The organism is Acinetobacter terrae (assembly GCF_002135195.1).
In the GTDB taxonomy this organism is placed as follows: domain Bacteria; phylum Pseudomonadota; class Gammaproteobacteria; order Pseudomonadales; family Moraxellaceae; genus Acinetobacter; species Acinetobacter terrae.
The window spans coordinates 139,451-155,980 of the sequence record NZ_NEGF01000005.1; the positions used below are offsets into that span (position 1 = coordinate 139,451).

Genomic DNA, 16,530 nt, shown 5'->3' on the forward strand with positions numbered 1-16,530 from the left:
CAATAAAATCTAAACCAGTGTGAGAATAGCCTAGTGGCTGAACTGATGTTGCCTGTTCCTATCTCAACCCGTCTTTAATCATCTATTAGAGTGCGTTCTCGTTGGATTAGGTTATCCTGCGGAATTAATTATGAGTACTAATCATCTTGTTGAAGCTGAACAACTATTACAACAACATTTACCTAACCTGATTTTGATAGATTTATCTCTCGATCAAATAGCAACGATTACATTTATCAAGCAACTCAAAAAAATCCATCCCGATGCAAATGTTATTGTAGTCTTAACGCAACAACAGACCTCTTTACTGTTTGATGCTATTCAAGCAGGTGCACAAGGTTATATTTTTCATGAAAATACTGAAGCAGAAATTTTAAAGAACATTAAAAGCATTCTGCGCGGTGGAGCACCTATCCATCATGTTTTGGCGCAATATATTTTGTCACATCAAGTAGAATCTAAGCAAATAATATCCACCGCTCAACTCAACACGCCAATATATTTAAGCGCAATTGAATATGAAATTTTAAATTTAGTATCAGCGGGTCTGAACCTGCAGCAAGTCGCAGAGCAGACTTTCACCTCTCTTTATAAAATTGAAGGCAATATTAAAAGCACTTATCGAAAAATCGCCTGCTTAAAAAATTAGATCTTTTTATTTTCAATATTTCCATCGCATAGAAATAAGGGAGTCCAAAGACTCCCTTATTTTTACATTTACACTTGAGTGAGTTATTTTATGATATCCAATAATATTCTTTGTGCATTATGCGGCTCTTGACCTTCTGCGACTGTCGCACGCAACCAGGTTCCATCGCCTTGCAACAACCATGCTTGCTGATTGTCTTTTAAATACGTCAGTAAACCCTGCTGATAAATACGTTTTTTCAGTGCAGGGTCTTCAATTGGAAAACAAGCTTCAACACGGTTAAATAAATTACGATCCATCCAGTCGGCACTTGAACAGTAAATTCGAGCATTGCCATTATTGCCAAAGTAATACACGCGGGTATGTTCCAAGAAACGCCCCACAATTGAACGTACACGAATATTTTCGGAAAGCCCCGGTAAACCGGGACGTAAACAGCAAATTGAACGAATAATTAAATCAATTTTCACACCGGCTTGCGAAGCTTCATATAACTTGTTAATCAGCTGCATTTCAGTGAGTGCATTCACTTTGACAATGATTTGTGCAGGCTTGCCTGCTTTGGCATTGGCGATTTCTTCATCAATAAAATTGATCAGTTGAGCATGCAGGGTAAATGGCGCATGAAGCAGTTTCTTCAACTTCGCCATTTTGCCCATACCAGTCAATTCCTGGAAAATGCGATGCACATCTTCACACAGTTCTTTATCGGTGGTTAGCAAGCCATAGTCGGTATAAATACGGGCATTGCCTGCATGGTAGTTACCCGTACCTAAATGCACATAACGCACCAGTTTGTTATTTTCACGGCGCACCACCAAAATCATTTTGGCATGGGTTTTATAGCCGACAATACCGTATACCACCACTGCACCGGCTTCTTGAAGTACATTCGCCACTTCAATATTGGATTCTTCATCAAAACGCGCACGCAGCTCAATGACCGCTGTGACTTCTTTACCATTTCGTGCCGCTTCTGCAAGTACCTGAACAATTTCAGAATCTGCTCCACTACGATACAAAGTTTGCTTAATCGCGAGCACTTGCGGATCACGTGCTGCTTCACGCAATAAATTAATGACTGGTGCAAAGGATTCAAACGGATGATGTAAAAGAATGTCTTGCTTCTGCATGGCAGAAAAAATATTTTCAGACTTCTTCAATACTTTCGGAATAATCGGGGTATGGGTATCATAACGTAAATGCGGACGTTTAAAATTCGATAATAAACGCGCAAGGTTTACCGGACCCGCTACTTTATAAAGCTGATCTTTTTCGAGATCAAATTCATCCAGCAAATATTCATAGATATGTTCAGGACAATTTTGAGTCACTTCCAGACGTACTGCACGGCCAAAACGACGTGAATTTAGCTCCCCTTTTAAAGCTTTAGCTAAATCTTCAACATCTTCATTTAAAGCCAAGTCTGCATTTCGGGTTACACGGAATTGATAGCAACCTGTGGCGGTCATACCCGGGAATAAATCAGAAACATGCTCATGAATAATGGCGGACAACATCACATGATGTTCTTTGCCATCGGTGAGTTCATCTGGTAAACGGACCACACGCGGCAATGAACGCGGTGCGGGCACAACTGCCAAATCAATCTGACGGCCAAAGGCATCTTTACCTTCTAGTGTGACAATAAAGTTTAGACTTTTGTTCACTAAACGTGGAAATGGATGGGCTGGATCCAAGCTAATCGGAGTCAGAACTGGAGCCACTTGTTCTTGGAAATACTTCTTAACCCAGGCAGATTGAGCAGGTGTGAGTTCTCCACGGCGTAAAAAGCAGATATCTTCTTCACGCAGTTTTGGCAAAATTTCTTCATTTAAAATACGGTATTGGCGTTCGATGGCAGCATGGGCTGTTTTAGAAATAATTTCTAATACTTGCTTGGGGGTTAAACCATCTGGACTGTGACTTTCATTGCCTAAATCAAGCTGCTCCATCAATCCCGCAAATCGAATTTCAAAAAACTCGTCCAGATTGCGCGAGAAAATAAGCAAAAAATTCATGCGTTCAAGTAAAGGATGCAGTGGGTCAACCGCCTGTTCTAATACACGCAGATGAAAATCTAAAATAGAAAGTTCACGATTAATGTAGCGATCGTTATATGTATATTCTGTTTGTGTAGGAGATGGGCCTGCTGCAGTATTCATACCTAACCTATGATTATTCGAAAGTGATCCGTATCTTCATAAGTATGCTTCAAAATTATGACAATTTCATAAAAAAAGCCCGAAATTTTGGGCTTTTTATTACAGTGTTCTGTTAAGGAATATTGCTATAACGCATATATTTTTGAATCATACGTTTACGGTATTGTAGTTTTCGGTCATCACGGTGGTCTTGGTAATATTTTGGATTAGGTAAAATGGCAGCTAAAAAGGCGGCTTGTTCACGACTTAAACTTCTCGCACTTTTGCCAAAATAATGTTGTGTTGCTGCTTCCACACCGTAAATATTGTCGCCAAATTCAACCGAGTTCAAATACACTTCTAAAATACGTTGTTTCGTCCAGACGCGCTCCATCATCCATGTTGCAACAGCTTCTTGACCTTTACGCAGAAATGAACGCTTATTATATAAAAATAGATTTTTCGCCAATTGCTGTGAAATGGTCGAACCACCCGCCACAACTTTGCCTTTGTCTTTATTACGTTCTAAGGCAAATTGCATGCCGGCCCAATCAAAACCGTGATGCTGCAGAAACTTGCCATCTTCTGCGGCAACCACTGCATGTTTGAGATAGTCACTGATTTGATCGTAATCACGCCATTGATGTTTGATCGGCTTAGAGGGTTCAGACCAATAATCCAGACGCATCATCATGGTCGTGTCAACCGAATGGGTTCGCCACCACACCAGACTTGAAAAAATCCAAAGTTGTACTAAAAGCACCAAACTGACAAGTATTAACAAACTACGAACAATAAAAGCTTTCATGTCAGTGAGTTACTCCAAAATATCTGTTTTTTCGTGCTAAGCTTGAAGCTGAATATAGCAAAGATTATAAAAGAATAGCATGGCTGAACTTTCACCTCCCCGCATTCAAAGTAAACCCGAGGTTCATCTTTGGTGGCTGACTGCACTTTTTATTGCCATCAATATCGGTTTATTTCTCTGGCAAGTGCTCACGGGGGTCAATATTACCAGCCCAAGTCTGGTAGACGCTATTCATTGGGGAGCTGATTATGCACCTTTAACCTTTTTAGAGGAACCCACTCGCCTATTTACCAGCATGTTTTTTCATTTTGGTTTAATCCATTTAATGCTCAATATGTGGGCCTTATATATTTTCGGCAGTGTGGCGGAACAACTTTTTGGCCGATTCTATTATTTGGGTTTATATATTCTTGCAGGCCTGATGGGAAGTTTACTCAGTGGCTTTATCGATATTCAAAATACCTTTGAACTGCTGCAAACCAATGATCCTAAACTTTTTCCTACCGTGAGTGCAGGTGCTTCAGGTGCGGTGATGGGTATTGGTGGTGCTTTGACCGTTTTATCTTTATTGCCCATCTTACCCAAGCAGCGCTTTATTTTAGATAAAAAAACCTTGGTCATGGTGATGGGAATTAACCTGTTCATTGGCTTTACCATGCCGGGAATTAATAATGCAGCCCATATTGGCGGCATGCTGATGGGTGCGTTATTAGCGGTTATTTGGTACGTAGGACAACGCATCCATAAACCCAATTTAGGCTTTATTCTAGGTTTGGGTATAGGCATAGTGACGTGCTATGTGTTTTATGATTACTGCATACAACAAGTGCAAATCCTTGAACCCATTTGGCGTCAAATTCTTGCAGCCATGCGCGCACAACTGCATTTTTAATGTTAATGAATCATTTTTGTGAGATGAACCTACTATTGATTCATCTCTCGCAAACTTTGTAATGGCGGAATATCACAGAGATAACTTAAGCGATATCGTCCAATCAAGGCACAAACCAAAGTCATTAAAATCGGTAAAATCAGCCAAATTTCCCAATGTGCCTGAATGGTCAAATTCATTTTATAGCTGGCAATCGCGCTAATCACTTCTGCAAACAGACATGAAACCACGCCAGCCATGAATCCAATAAAACCGATCTCCACACTCATCATCTGTTTTAGTTTTTGTTTGGAACTGCCAAATGAGCGCAGCAAAGCCACTTCCCGTTTGCGTTCATCCATCAACAAGTTCAAACAGGCCACTAAAACCAAAACTCCAGAGACACTGACTAATAGCGCGAGTATGGTAATAATTTGCACCAGCACATTTACCACGCGTTTCACCTCATCCAGAATCAAACTGACATCAATAAAAACCGTATTGGAAAATTGCTGAATCACGGAAACCAGTTGTTTTTTATCCTGTTCGGGCACATAAAAACTGCCTAAATAACTACCGGCATTTTCATCCATGGTTTTGGGTGCAAAAATAAAGAAAAAATTTGGACTAAAACTTTCCCACTCGACACTACGCAAGTTAATGACTTTGGCTTGAATCAAACCTTCAGGTAAACTAAAAGTGAGCCGATCACCTATCTTAATGCCCAATTCTTCCGCTGTTTTTACTTCAACTGATACATCACCGACCTGTTTCAATGCTGCTGTACCCTGCACGATTTTATTATCCGTAGGATATTCTGCCGTTTGAGTCAAATTGAGTTCACGGCGCAAAGACTCATTGCTTTTAAGCAAGCTTTCCGCAAAAGGCTGATCATTTTTCGCCACCAATCGTCCACGGATATTGGGATAAAGTGGAGTACTGTGCCAACCCCGCTGCTCAAGCTGGGCCTTGAATAAAGGCATATCAAACGGTGGCAAACCATAAACAAATTGATTCGGTGTGCCTTCAGGTAATTGTTGTTGCCAACGCTCGAGCAAATCAGTTCGTAATACCGCCAATACGGTAATTAAACTTAGACCCAGTGCCAAAGCGGTAATTTGAAAGGCGGTTTGATAAGGCGCACGTATATAAGCTGAAATGGACCATTTCAAGCTTTTAATTAATTTTAAGCAGCCCCAAATCAGCATATACAGCACAGTACACAAGATGATAATTGCACCGATTACCCAAGCAGTCAGTACCATATTTTCAGTTAGGACAACACTAAACAGCACCAGACTGGCTGTACCCATCAGCAACATCCATAGCATTGATTGCACTGATTTTTCTTGCTGGCGAATTACACGAATAGGCGGTGTATTCAGTAACTGCCATAAACTTGGCACGATAAATCCGAGCAACACCACTGCACTGGTCAGCATTGCAATCGGTAAAGGTCCAAGTAACATGTCCAAGGCAGAAAATTCAATTTGCAGATGGGGAATCAGCTGTAACATCAGTTGCAACAAACCGTACCCAAGCGCTACACCTGCCAGACTACCAATCGCCATTGCGACAATTAAGACCACACCCAATAAAGTCAGATACGCGCTAAGAATTTGTCTTTTTGTTGCCCCGATACAGCGCATCAGTGCAATGCTATCCTGATTTTGTTGCACATAACGCTGGCTGCTTAAGGCAATCGCAATACCACACAGCAAAATGGTCAAAATATTGGTAAGTTGCAGAAAGGTATCTAAATTGGCAATTGGCTTCATTAAACGGGTATTGCCTTCGCTGGCATTACGCAGCTTCAGGCTGCTTTGTTCATTGTCTATTTTGCTTTGAGCGGATTTATGCAGCTGATTGAAATCCTGTTCAAACTGTTTGGTCTGTTGGGCAGGCCCTGCCATTAATAAACGATATTCAACCCGACTGCCGACTTGAATGGCATTGGTTCGGGCAACATCAGCTTGGGAAATAATCACCGTAGGTGAAAAACCAGAAAAGCCCAATTCCTGATTGGAGTCATGTTCAATTTTAGCGCTGACTTTAAATGTCCCATCGGCAATATTGACGCTATCCCCGACTTTGACATGCAACAAATCCATGGCACGATTACTCAACCAGACTTCTCCTGCCTGAATTTTTTGTGCCTGTGGTGCCACCCGAATTTCGCCACGCAAAGGAAAGGCATCATCAATGGCTTTCACATTGACCATAACAAATTGGTCATTGGTATGCGCCATCGAACTGAATGTGGTGACTTCAGACTGTTTCAGGGATAACTGATTGGCTTTTTCTTGCCACTTTTTTTCAAGCGGCTGATTGTCACTCAGGACCAAATCCCCTGCCAGCATTTCAGCAGCTTGTAATGCCACGGCATTTTGGATCTGTTCATTACTGAATTTTAGTGCCGTGGTCGCACTAATGGCCAAAGTCAAAGCAATGATCAGTAAGTAGACACCGGTACTTTTAAAACTTTGCGTCAGCAAGGGTCGAAATAGCGGATTCATTTCAGCCCTCACCGTTACGATGTTCAATCAAGCGACCATCAAGCAGTTCAAAATGGCGCTGACATTGCGCGGCTAATGTTGGATCATGGGTGACCAAAACCAGGGTCGTGCCAAATTCACGATTCAGCTGAAATAGGAGTTTCTCAATTTCTTTGGCGGTTTGGGTGTCTAAGTTCCCTGTGGGTTCATCTGCAAAAATGATTTTCGGGTCGCTAATTAAAGCACGTGCAATGGCAACACGTTGCTGTTCCCCGCCAGAAAGCACTTTGGGCGTTTGGGTCGCCTGACGTTCTAAACCGACTTTTTTAAGTAAAGCCAAGGCCTTTTTTTCAGCTGCTGCAAAATTAAAATTCTTCTGTAAGCGCAGCGGTAACATCACATTTTCTACCGCAGTTAAATGCGGCAACAGCTGGAAAGACTGAAACACAAAGCCGATATATTTTAAGCGTACCAGTGCACGTTGTTCTTCATTCAGCTCTGCAATTGATTCACCACAAACCACCAATTTTCCTGAGCTGGCTTGATCTAAGGTCGCCAGTATTCCGAGCAAGGTCGATTTTCCTGAACCTGAACGTCCAGTAATGGCAACCTGTTCACCCGCCAAAATGTCCAGACTGAAATTTTCGAAAATAATAAATTCCTTTTGAGGAAGTTTTATCTTTTGTGTGAGTTGCTGTGCAGAAATTATTGCTTGTGGCATGATGGAATTGTCGCTCGTCACTTGGATCATAAAATCCCTATATGCAAAATCGCAATCTAAAAACTCGTGTATTTGCTTGCTCGGCGATGTTCAGCCTGTGTCTTGCTCCAGTCATGGTGTCTGCTAAAACCATTATGATTCTGGGTGACAGTATTAGCGCGGGCTATGGAATACAAGCACAGCAAGGTTGGGTGCATTTATTACAAAAACGTCTAGAGCAACAGTATCCGAAACAACATAAAGTGGTCAATGCCAGTGTCAGTGGTGAAACTACCAGCGGTGCCTTGGCGCGCTTGCCTAAATTATTGCAAATCCATAAACCGCATATTATAGTGATTGAGTTAGGTGGAAATGATGGTTTACGGGGTCAATCACCGCTATTGATTCAAAAGAACCTGGCTCATTTAATTCAACAAAGTCAGAAAGCTAAAGCCAACGTGCTGGTTTTTGGAATGAAAATTCCACCCAATTACGGTACAGCCTATAGCAAAGCTTTTGAAAAAAATTACAAGATTGTCAGTCAACAGTACAAAGTAAAATTGCTGCCATTCTTTTTAGAAGGGATTGCAGGCAAGAAAAACTTGATGCAACAGGATTTAGTTCATCCCAATGCAAATGCACAAAGCATTTTACTGAACAATGCTTATCCCTATATAAAAGGCGCTTTATAAAGCGCCTTTTATTCAGTCTGAAGCTTAATTTGATTTTAAAAATCAAAAAACAAAACTTCACCCGTTTCTAGAGAATATTCTGCCCCGACAATTTTCAACTGACCTTTGGCAATCAGGCATTCTAAAACCGCAGAACCATGACGCAGCTGATTCACAGAGGCAAAGACATTAGAACGAACTGCATGTTTCGACAGTTTAGCCAAATCATTTTTCAATTCAGTTTGCATCAATGTTTCAACCGATGGGCGAACACGATTCACAATAGACATCAGGTTTAATGAAGGTGGATGATCTGGATTCATTAAGGTATCAATGGTCGCTTGAATAGCGCCACAATGACTATGTCCTAATACCACCACGACAGCACAATCATAACGTTCTGCAGCAAATTCCACACTGCCTACCTGTGAAGGTGCAACCACATTACCTGCCACACGGATGACAAATAAATCGCCTAAACCCTGGTCAAATACCATTTCAGCAGGAACACGAGAATCTGAACAACCCAAGACGATGGCAAAGGGGTTTTGATTCCCTGCCATTTCTGCCCTTTGCTGATGTGAAAGTTGTTTGGGGTGTGTCGTTTCCCCCGATACAAAACGCTGGTTCCCTTTTTTTAAACGATCTAAAGCTTCTTCTGCTGTTAGCATGCTGGTCTTCCAAGGTTTTAAGTTACAGTATTTTAATGCGATGAAATTGGAAAGTCACTTGCAAAAAGAATAGCTGATTAATTAATAACAAAGTTACAAAATATTTTATTTAGCTCATAAATTTGATCTGGTGCACACTTTTCAAGCTTGACGTAACGGAATTCAAAAAACTATTCAGTGACAATTATTTAATAATAATTACAATACACTACAGACATTTTTAAAAAAATAAAATGCAGTAAAAATCAGATGATTTTTATATGATTGCGTATAAAGAATTATCGTCATTAACACATTAGGATGATGATCAATGACACCGCTTCACTCGATTTTATCCCGCTTTTTGCAAATGACGTGCTTGGCACTTTCTATCAGCACGCCTGTTTATTCTTATGCAACAACAAATAAAACACCCCATGATGCTCAACTCTCATTAGAAAATTATTTAGTGAAAGAACGTAATGTAGCCGGCTTACGCAGTAAAACCATTAAAATTGATGATATTAGCTGGAGCTATAGTGAAGGTGGCTTCAGCAATAAACCTGCCGTATTACTCATTCATGGCTTGGCGGGAAATCGGGATAACTGGAATGGTGTGGCACATTTTTTAACCCCCTATTACCACGTGATCATTCCCGATCTTCCAGGCAATGGTGAAACTAAAGTTGCAGATAATTTTGATCTGTCTGTTCCCAATGTCACGCAGCGCTTACGCCGTTTTGTTGAAGCCATTAATGTTGAAGATAAACTGAATATTGCCGGACACTCACTCGGCGGCTCCATTGCCACTGTTTATGCATCACAATATCCATTTGATACTCAAAGTCTGTTTTTACTCAATAGCGCCGGGATCTATAAACAGGCCAATACTGCCTATACCAAAGACCCTTATTTTTTAAAGCATCTCATTGTGTCTAAACCGGGCGATCTGGACGATGTGATGGGTCAAGTCATGCAAAGCCCACCGGATTTACCGATTTATTTTAAAAAAGCACAAGAAAAAATGCTGATTTCTCAGTCAGTGCAAACCCGTAAAATGATTGACCAATTAATCACCCTGAGTCGTATTTATACGCCTGAATCGTTTGCCCGAATGACGCAAACCATTGAAGCCCCCACGCTAATCCTTTGGGGCAAGCAAGATAAAATAATTAATGTGGAAGCGGCAAATGAATTACAATCTTTATTGAAGCGGGCCGAAGCCCCGGTTATTTTAAATAATGTCGGGCACATGCCTATTTTAGAAGCAGAACAACAAGTGGCGAACCACTATTTACCTTTTCTAGCAAAAACCCAAAAGTTAAAAAACCCACTTGCTGATAAACTTATCCCATTAAATTAGCTTGCAGAGACAGTATGCCGAAACATCCGATGATTGAGCAATTGATTGAAGCTCATCTTGACTTTTTAGAGCAGGAGTTTTCACATACTGCCACTATTCAAAGCGAATTTTTAAATTTCTATCAGTGGTTTAGAAAACAAACCTTGCAGGATATCTGGTCATTTGAACAAATCAACGCGCTATTGCAAAAGCAGATTTTAGCCACACCTGCGAGTACTTTTTTAATTGAGCAAATTACCGAACATCTTCGTTTTGCTTTAATTCACCCCGCCAATGAAAGCACTCAAATTGCGGATGTGATTCCTGTACTCACCGTCGATAAAATTGCCCAATATGTCGCGAGTAAAAGTGGACATCGTCAACGTTTAATTAAAACCGTGGTCAATAGCCCAGCTTTTTCAGCCATGATCACGCAATTGATTCAACATTCAATTCAGGATTATTTAGATAATTCAGTAATGGCAAAACGTGTTCCTGGTGTTTCACGTTTTATGAAAATGGGTAAATCGGTTTTAGAAACGGTGACCGACTCCAATCTGGATGAAACGATTGGCTATTATCTGCAAAAAAATATTTTAAAACTCAGCCACATGAGTGAGCATGTTCTAAATCAACATTTTGATGATGAAAAGCTCTATCACTTCCAGGCTAATCTGTGGCATAAAATTAAAGATACGCCTTTAACGGTCTTAAAGAATTATATTGAAGTTCAAGACCTGCCTAATACTATAGGTTTAGGGCATGAAATTTGGGATCACCTGCGTCAAACAGAATATTTAAAACAACAAGTTCATGATGGTGTCTATGCTTGGTATACTCGTAATCAGCAGCGTAGTTTTGACTTGTTACTACGCGACTTAAATATTGATGAAGCTTTAATTCAACATGAATTACAGCAATTGTTAGCGCCTGTTATTCAAAAGCTAGTTTCATCTGAATACTTACGAGAACGTGCAAGAGTATATTTAGAAAAGTTTTATTATGCTGAAACCGCACAGAATATTTTAAAAGCTGAACAATAAAAAAAGCCGCTTGAAGCGGCTTTTTTTATGACTGAATATCTATAGCTGTACCAAAGGTAGCTAAACTTTGCCAAGGTAACTGTTGCTGTTGCATCCATTGATTCGTTGCGGTTATATAAGGTGCGTTTGGCGTTGGATTTATAGGATGTATGTATCCGGCCCACATCAATACTAAAATTATGTCTTTAAGTTGCATTGCATAAATTTGTGGAGACAACTGAGCCAATAATTGACTTAACGTTAAATGTTGCTGTGCCAATAGACTTAAAATTTGCTCAAAAATGGGGACTGCATCATGAATTTTACCAATTTTAGTATCATTTTTGAGGCTTTTACCCACAGGTGCCTGAGGTAAATTACCAAACACTGCTCGCTCAAGATATTGCTGTTGTTGCACAGGACTTAAGCGCTGACGAGATTTAACATAGACATCCTGACGCTGTAAGGTATATAGCGCAATATCCCTGACTGTTTCTTGCATTGTAATTAAAGGTAAGCTTTTAATAATTTTACGAATATCTAGAGGTAAATTTAGTTGGTCTAAATATTCTGCAATGCCAGCTCCCGTAATAAAAGACATATCAAAGTTACCAAATGCACGAATCATATCTGCTGAATGCTGCGGCTCCCAATGTTCAGATAAAAAGTCATGGGCTATATAATTTGGCTTATCTTGTGCTAATTCAGTAAGTGTTTGAGTAAGATGTGGAATTTTTTCAAACAAGCCCATGTGACTTTTAGCAATATTACGTACAAGTGATAAACTTTGCACGGCTTTTGTAGCTGAATCACCTTGTAAATTACGCGAAACTTCAAACATAAGTTTTTGAATAGAACTTAATTCTGTCGCCCCTGGATGGCTCATATAACTGCAATAAACGATCCCTCCAGGCTTTAGAAACTTATTAATGAGTTCTAGCATAATTTTTTGGTTTTCCGCAGAAATCCACGACCAAACACCATGAGTAACAATAAAATCGAAAGGCTCTAAATTTTGTTGTAATAATTCATAAAAACTAGCATGGATAAATTCAAGATTATCAATTTTTGTTGTTTTCAACCCTTCTTCTGCAACCATTAATTGTTGTGCATTAAAGTCAACCCCCAAAAATGTTCCAAGTGAATTACTCGCTGCTGTAAGATGCAAATGAATCCCCATAGCACAACCTAATTCCAGATAACGGTAAGGTTTAGTCAGATCTGGGGCCTGATTACCTTGAAGCTGAACCAAGTTGCTTAACCAGCCAGGCATCGCCTGACGATGTACAAAGGTTGGGTAAGGGACATCAACAACATAACCATCTTGTAATAAGTTCATATTCCAACTCTTGTAACTTATAAAACAAAAACAGCCCATAAAAATGAGCTGCCTTAACTTAAAACACTTTCGGCTTAGAAGCGAGTCGTAAAGCCTGCATAGTAAACAGCGGGGTTGCTTGTACCGTAATCACTGCCTGTATCGACTTTGACACCAGCGATGTTTTGCACGCCAGCACGAATTGTTAAGTAATCATTAACGCTATAGTTCGCACCAATATCTGCCGTGGTATACGCTTTTGCAAAGGTTGGCGTTGTATCACCAATTTGAAGCTCTTGTTTACCAAGATACTGTACTTTTGTATGTAAACTTAATTTGTCCGTAGCATCCCACAATAACAGACCATTAACAGTCCACTCAGGCGTTTCAAGTAACGAAGCCCCTGTTATTTTATTTTTGGACTCGATCATATATGTCGCATTACCAGTGAAACGTAAGTAATCAGTAATTGGCATTTTAAATGTCATTTCCAAACCACTAGTACGCGCTTCTTCAACGTTACGCTGTGTAGTATACCAAGTGCCATCTGGTGCTTGCCCAAGGAAACTATTTTGCATTAAATCTTCAATATCACTCAAGAAATAAGTCATTTCATAGCCATAACCATTCTGGTCATAACCAAAACCAATTTCGTAGTTTGTACTTGTTTCAGGGTCTAAATCTGGGTTTCCTAACATTTGGCAACCACCACCTGGATAGCCAATAGAGATTAATGAACTGCAGCCCATGCCCATAGACCCGGTACTTGAAGTACCTGAACGCTCACGTAAGTTTGGTGCACGGAAACTACGTGATACACCACCTTTTACTGTCCAAGCATCTGTTGGATGATAAACCAAATAGCCACGTGGTGAAAAATTCAGATCAAAGGCTTCATAGTTATCTAAGCGACCGCCTAAGGTCAAAATCAAATTATCTTGTAAATGAATTTGATCTTCAGCAAAAACCGACCAAGAATAAGTATCTGGCTCTAAGTCATTATTTTCTAATTTATTACCATTAACATCTGAACCCAAGTTACCCATATTGCTTGCGTTAGATACTTGCTCATATTTGTATTGAGCACCAATCGTTAGATCATTACGCTTACCAAAAACTTGACGCTCCTGGCTTGCTTTTAAATCAAGTACAGTTTCAATCGCTTTAGTTTCAACTTTGTCGTCATTGACAAAGCTTTGGTCATTGTTTTGAATTTCATTGTGATATAAATCAATATTTGTATTTAGACCATTAGCAAATCGACCTTCATGACCAATACCTAAGCCCACTCGTTCCATTTCATAGCCAAATTGCTCACCAGCACCTGGAATAGTTTCAGATTTATCATTGCCCCATGAAGCATCTAAATTTAGTGTATGTACATCATTTGGAGCCCATGTTAAACGACCATTTATAGTATCGGCTACAGAACCTGATGTACCTTCATCTGTATCACTATCTGCAGCGCGATCAGTTCGGTTCACACCCAAACGGAAGCCAACAGTATCAGATACTGGTCCAGCTAAAGTCGCACCATAGCTTTTAGTTTCACCACGTGTACTGGTATCAGGTTTACTATAGTTAACTGATGCACTGCCTGCTGATTGGTTCGGAATTTTTTTCGTAATGATGTTAATTACACCACCAACAGCCTCAGAACCATACAGGGTTGACATTGATCCGCGAATCACTTCAATACGCTCGATCATATCCGGTGTGATCCAGTTTAAATCTTGATCCACCTTATCAGGACGATGACCTAATAAAGATTGGTTACCAATACGTTTTCCATCAACTAAAATTAACGTGTATTTATCCGGCATGCCACGAAATGTAATTTTAGATCCCGCACCTGCATTTGAATATCCACCTGTCACACCTGGTAAGTCACTCAAAACTTCAGACAAACTATTAAAGGGTTGACGTTGAATATCCTCACTTGTTACCACACTAATCGAAGCAGGTGCTGATTTCACATCTACCGCTTGCCCACTTGCGGTGACCACAATGGTTTCTAACTTGACTGGCTCAGCAACAGCAGATGTTTTTTGATCAGCTGCAAATGTAACCGAAGCAATAACAGATAAAATTGAAAGTGATAGTGCAGATCGAACAATACGCTTGGTCATTCAAGTTTCCCCAAGTGGCAAAATAATGGATAAGTAATGTAATTTTCGTTTCACAGTGTAACAAAAAATAAACTTAATGCAATTAATTATAGGAATCATTCTCATTACAGTTTGGTTTTTAGGCAAAAAACAACCTCCATATAGGAGGTTATTTTTAAAGTACTTTCAGGTTTTACTTGAAGTAAGCACCTTCAGTATTGCTGTGATCAGTTTGGTCAACCACACGTGCCAACTCAGGGACATGTTGTTTTAATGTTGTTTCAACGCCTTGTTTCAAGGTCAAATCAATCGATGAACAACCTTGGCAACCACCACCGAATTTCAATACTGCAGTCAGGCCATGTTCTTCATCTTCAATAATTTCAACTAAAGCACAGTTACCGCCATGACCTGCAAGTCCCGGGTTAATTTCAGACTGAAGTACATAAGTGATACGCTCTTCAATCGAAGCATCCGCCCCTACGCGTGGCACTTTTGAGTTTGGTGCGCGGAATGTCAATTGACCACCAAAACGGTCTTTATTGTAATCAATCACCGCATCTAACAAATATGGGATAGATGGAGCATCAATATAAGCCGCAAAATTTGGGTAATCTTGTTTATAGTCTGTAGGAATCACTTCTTCAGGTGCACTATATGCCATACAACATTCAGCACGTGGCGTACCAGGATTTTCCACAAAAATACGTACAGCAATACCCGGAGTATTTTGTTTTTCAAGCAAATCAAACAAATACTCTTGTGCCGTTGGCGTAATCAATAAATTTGGAATTTCTTCTGCAACTGCAGCGCTGATGTTCTCAGTCGACATAATCATATTTCCTCAAGCTGAAGTTATCATTTTAACTGAAGATGCGGGGTAATAAAAAAAAATCAACTAAAATTGTCGGAATTATTATAAAAGTTCCTCTTAACACTTCATTTAATGGCATTATTAAGTATAAATATTTAAAAGTTGAACTTGCACTTTATGCTAGATTTACCGATTAACCATACTGTTAGCCTGGTCCTGATTACAGTGGCTGTTTCACTGATTGCATTTTCAAATCAGAAGGTCATGAGCCGTCTTATTTTTTGGCCCCCTGCAATGCAACGCGGGCAATATGACCGTTTTATTACCCATGGTTTTGTCCATGCCGATGGCGCGCATCTAATCTTTAATATGATTACGCTATTCTTTTTTGGTAGTGTGATTGAAAGTTTTTACCGACAGTATTTTTTTGATCTTGGCTTTGTATTGTTCTACTTAGGCGGCTTAATTGTTGCCATTATTCCAAGTTATCTCAAACATAAAAATGACCATCGATGGGCAAGTCTAGGCGCTTCCGGTGCAGTTTCGGCAGTTTTGTTTGCTTATATTTTATTTGAGCCGTGGAAACTGATTTTTGTGTTCTTTATTCCTGTGCCTGCAATTATTTTTGCAATTTTATATATCGCTTATAGTATTTGGTCAGGCAAGCGTGGCAATTCCAACATCAACCATAGTGCACATCTTTGGGGCGCTGCATATGGGGTGATCATGACCATCATTCTTGAACCTCGTATTGTTCCACACTTTTTGAACAAGTTGATCCAATTACCTTTCTAAAGTTTATTGTTCACTTATAAATATTCCAAGACGCTGAATTTTCAGCGTCTTTTTTTACGGCAAAAAATAAAATAATTCCTATTTGTTAATGATTATTATTTAATAAATCTAATTTCTTTGTTACCCTGTCGCACAAATTTAAG

General features: G+C 39.8%; 14 protein-coding genes. 6 read left to right on the plus strand and 8 right to left on the minus strand.

What is annotated here, in order from left to right; all coding sequences use genetic code 11:
• Positions 1–130 precede the first annotated feature (130 nt).
• Positions 131–649, plus strand: a complete 519-nt coding sequence (locus B9T23_RS07670; protein WP_086193669.1) for a response regulator — start codon at positions 131–133, stop codon at positions 647–649.
• Between the two features lie 83 nt (positions 650–732).
• Here B9T23_RS07670 and ppk1 read toward each other — a convergent pair whose 3' ends face one another.
• Together ppk1 and mtgA are read right to left on the minus strand one after the other, a co-directional pair.
• Complete coding sequence (ppk1, locus tag B9T23_RS07675) at positions 733–2,814, minus strand: polyphosphate kinase 1 (RefSeq protein WP_086193670.1); 2,082 nt, start codon at positions 2,812–2,814, stop codon at positions 733–735.
• Positions 2,815–2,926: 112 nt separating this feature from the next.
• The gene (mtgA, locus tag B9T23_RS07680) at positions 2,927–3,601 is read right to left on the minus strand and encodes a monofunctional biosynthetic peptidoglycan transglycosylase (RefSeq protein ID WP_086193671.1); all 675 of its coding nucleotides are present in this window, start codon (positions 3,599–3,601) and stop codon (positions 2,927–2,929) included.
• 79 nt (positions 3,602–3,680) lie between these two features.
• On the opposite strand from mtgA, the gene B9T23_RS07685 reads away from it, so the two are divergent.
• The gene (locus B9T23_RS07685; RefSeq protein ID WP_086193672.1) at positions 3,681–4,493 is read left to right on the plus strand and encodes a rhomboid family intramembrane serine protease; all 813 of its coding nucleotides are present in this window, start codon (positions 3,681–3,683) and stop codon (positions 4,491–4,493) included.
• A gap of 32 nt (positions 4,494–4,525) precedes the next feature.
• Here B9T23_RS07685 and B9T23_RS07690 read toward each other — a convergent pair whose 3' ends face one another.
• Both B9T23_RS07690 and B9T23_RS07695 read right to left on the minus strand, forming a co-directional pair.
• Complete coding sequence (locus B9T23_RS07690) at positions 4,526–6,988, minus strand: ABC transporter permease (RefSeq protein ID WP_086193673.1); 2,463 nt, start codon at positions 6,986–6,988, stop codon at positions 4,526–4,528.
• Between the two features lies 1 nt (position 6,989).
• Complete coding sequence (locus B9T23_RS07695; RefSeq protein WP_086193674.1) at positions 6,990–7,718, minus strand: ABC transporter ATP-binding protein; 729 nt, start codon at positions 7,716–7,718, stop codon at positions 6,990–6,992.
• Positions 7,719–7,774: 56 nt separating this feature from the next.
• Here B9T23_RS07695 and B9T23_RS07700 point away from each other — a divergent pair, with 56 nt between their 5' ends.
• Positions 7,775–8,359: an arylesterase gene (locus B9T23_RS07700; RefSeq protein ID WP_407640419.1), complete on the plus strand. Its 585-nt coding sequence runs from the start codon at positions 7,775–7,777 to the stop codon at positions 8,357–8,359.
• A 35-nt stretch (positions 8,360–8,394) separates the two neighbouring features.
• On the opposite strand, the gene B9T23_RS07705 is transcribed toward B9T23_RS07700, so the two are convergent.
• On the minus strand, positions 8,395–9,009 hold the full coding sequence (locus B9T23_RS07705) for a carbonic anhydrase (protein WP_067724303.1): 615 nt from the start codon (positions 9,007–9,009) through the stop codon (positions 8,395–8,397).
• 310 nt (positions 9,010–9,319) lie between these two features.
• On the opposite strand from B9T23_RS07705, the gene B9T23_RS07710 reads away from it, so the two are divergent.
• Positions 9,320–10,351 carry an alpha/beta fold hydrolase gene (locus B9T23_RS07710; RefSeq protein ID WP_086193676.1) on the plus strand — a complete coding sequence of 344 codons (1,032 nt, stop codon included), beginning with the start codon at positions 9,320–9,322 and terminating at the stop codon, positions 10,349–10,351.
• Positions 10,352–10,365: 14 nt separating this feature from the next.
• Positions 10,366–11,373, plus strand: a complete 1,008-nt coding sequence (locus B9T23_RS07715; protein WP_086193677.1) for a hypothetical protein — start codon at positions 10,366–10,368, stop codon at positions 11,371–11,373.
• 25 nt (positions 11,374–11,398) lie between these two features.
• Here B9T23_RS07715 and B9T23_RS07720 read toward each other — a convergent pair whose 3' ends face one another.
• The 3 genes from B9T23_RS07720 to nfuA all read right to left on the minus strand — a co-directional run bounded on the left by B9T23_RS07720 (position 11,399) and on the right by nfuA (position 15,610).
• Entirely contained in the window at positions 11,399–12,691 is a 1,293-nt protein-coding gene (locus B9T23_RS07720; protein ID WP_086193678.1) for a class I SAM-dependent methyltransferase, read from the minus strand.
• 74 nt (positions 12,692–12,765) lie between these two features.
• Entirely contained in the window at positions 12,766–14,799 is a 2,034-nt protein-coding gene (locus B9T23_RS07725) for a TonB-dependent receptor plug domain-containing protein (protein WP_086193679.1), read from the minus strand.
• 172 nt (positions 14,800–14,971) lie between these two features.
• On the minus strand, positions 14,972–15,610 hold the full coding sequence (nfuA, locus tag B9T23_RS07730) for a Fe-S biogenesis protein NfuA (protein ID WP_067724307.1): 639 nt from the start codon (positions 15,608–15,610) through the stop codon (positions 14,972–14,974).
• A 159-nt stretch (positions 15,611–15,769) separates the two neighbouring features.
• On the opposite strand from nfuA, the gene B9T23_RS07735 reads away from it, so the two are divergent.
• Positions 15,770–16,387, plus strand: a complete 618-nt coding sequence (locus B9T23_RS07735) for a rhomboid family intramembrane serine protease (protein ID WP_086193680.1) — start codon at positions 15,770–15,772, stop codon at positions 16,385–16,387.
• Positions 16,388–16,530 lie beyond the last annotated feature (143 nt).

Bases quoted from the DNA above. Each gene is read 5' to 3' on its own strand.
- B9T23_RS07670 (WP_086193669.1), top strand. From the start codon at position 131: ATGAGTACTAATCATCTTGTTGAAGCTGAACAACTATTACAACAACAT.
- ppk1 (WP_086193670.1), bottom strand. From the start codon at position 2,814: ATGAATACTGCAGCAGGCCCATCTCCTACACAAACAGAATATACATAT.
- mtgA (WP_086193671.1), bottom strand. From the start codon at position 3,601: ATGAAAGCTTTTATTGTTCGTAGTTTGTTAATACTTGTCAGTTTGGTG.
- B9T23_RS07685 (WP_086193672.1), top strand. From the start codon at position 3,681: ATGGCTGAACTTTCACCTCCCCGCATTCAAAGTAAACCCGAGGTTCAT.
- B9T23_RS07690 (WP_086193673.1), bottom strand. From the start codon at position 6,988: ATGAATCCGCTATTTCGACCCTTGCTGACGCAAAGTTTTAAAAGTACC.
- B9T23_RS07695 (WP_086193674.1), bottom strand. From the start codon at position 7,718: ATGATCCAAGTGACGAGCGACAATTCCATCATGCCACAAGCAATAATT.
- B9T23_RS07700 (WP_407640419.1), top strand. From the start codon at position 7,775: ATGTTCAGCCTGTGTCTTGCTCCAGTCATGGTGTCTGCTAAAACCATT.
- B9T23_RS07705 (WP_067724303.1), bottom strand. From the start codon at position 9,009: ATGCTAACAGCAGAAGAAGCTTTAGATCGTTTAAAAAAAGGGAACCAG.
- B9T23_RS07710 (WP_086193676.1), top strand. From the start codon at position 9,320: ATGACACCGCTTCACTCGATTTTATCCCGCTTTTTGCAAATGACGTGC.
- B9T23_RS07715 (WP_086193677.1), top strand. From the start codon at position 10,366: ATGCCGAAACATCCGATGATTGAGCAATTGATTGAAGCTCATCTTGAC.
- B9T23_RS07720 (WP_086193678.1), bottom strand. From the start codon at position 12,691: ATGAACTTATTACAAGATGGTTATGTTGTTGATGTCCCTTACCCAACC.
- B9T23_RS07725 (WP_086193679.1), bottom strand. From the start codon at position 14,799: ATGACCAAGCGTATTGTTCGATCTGCACTATCACTTTCAATTTTATCT.
- nfuA (WP_067724307.1), bottom strand. From the start codon at position 15,610: ATGTCGACTGAGAACATCAGCGCTGCAGTTGCAGAAGAAATTCCAAAT.
- B9T23_RS07735 (WP_086193680.1), top strand. From the start codon at position 15,770: ATGCTAGATTTACCGATTAACCATACTGTTAGCCTGGTCCTGATTACA.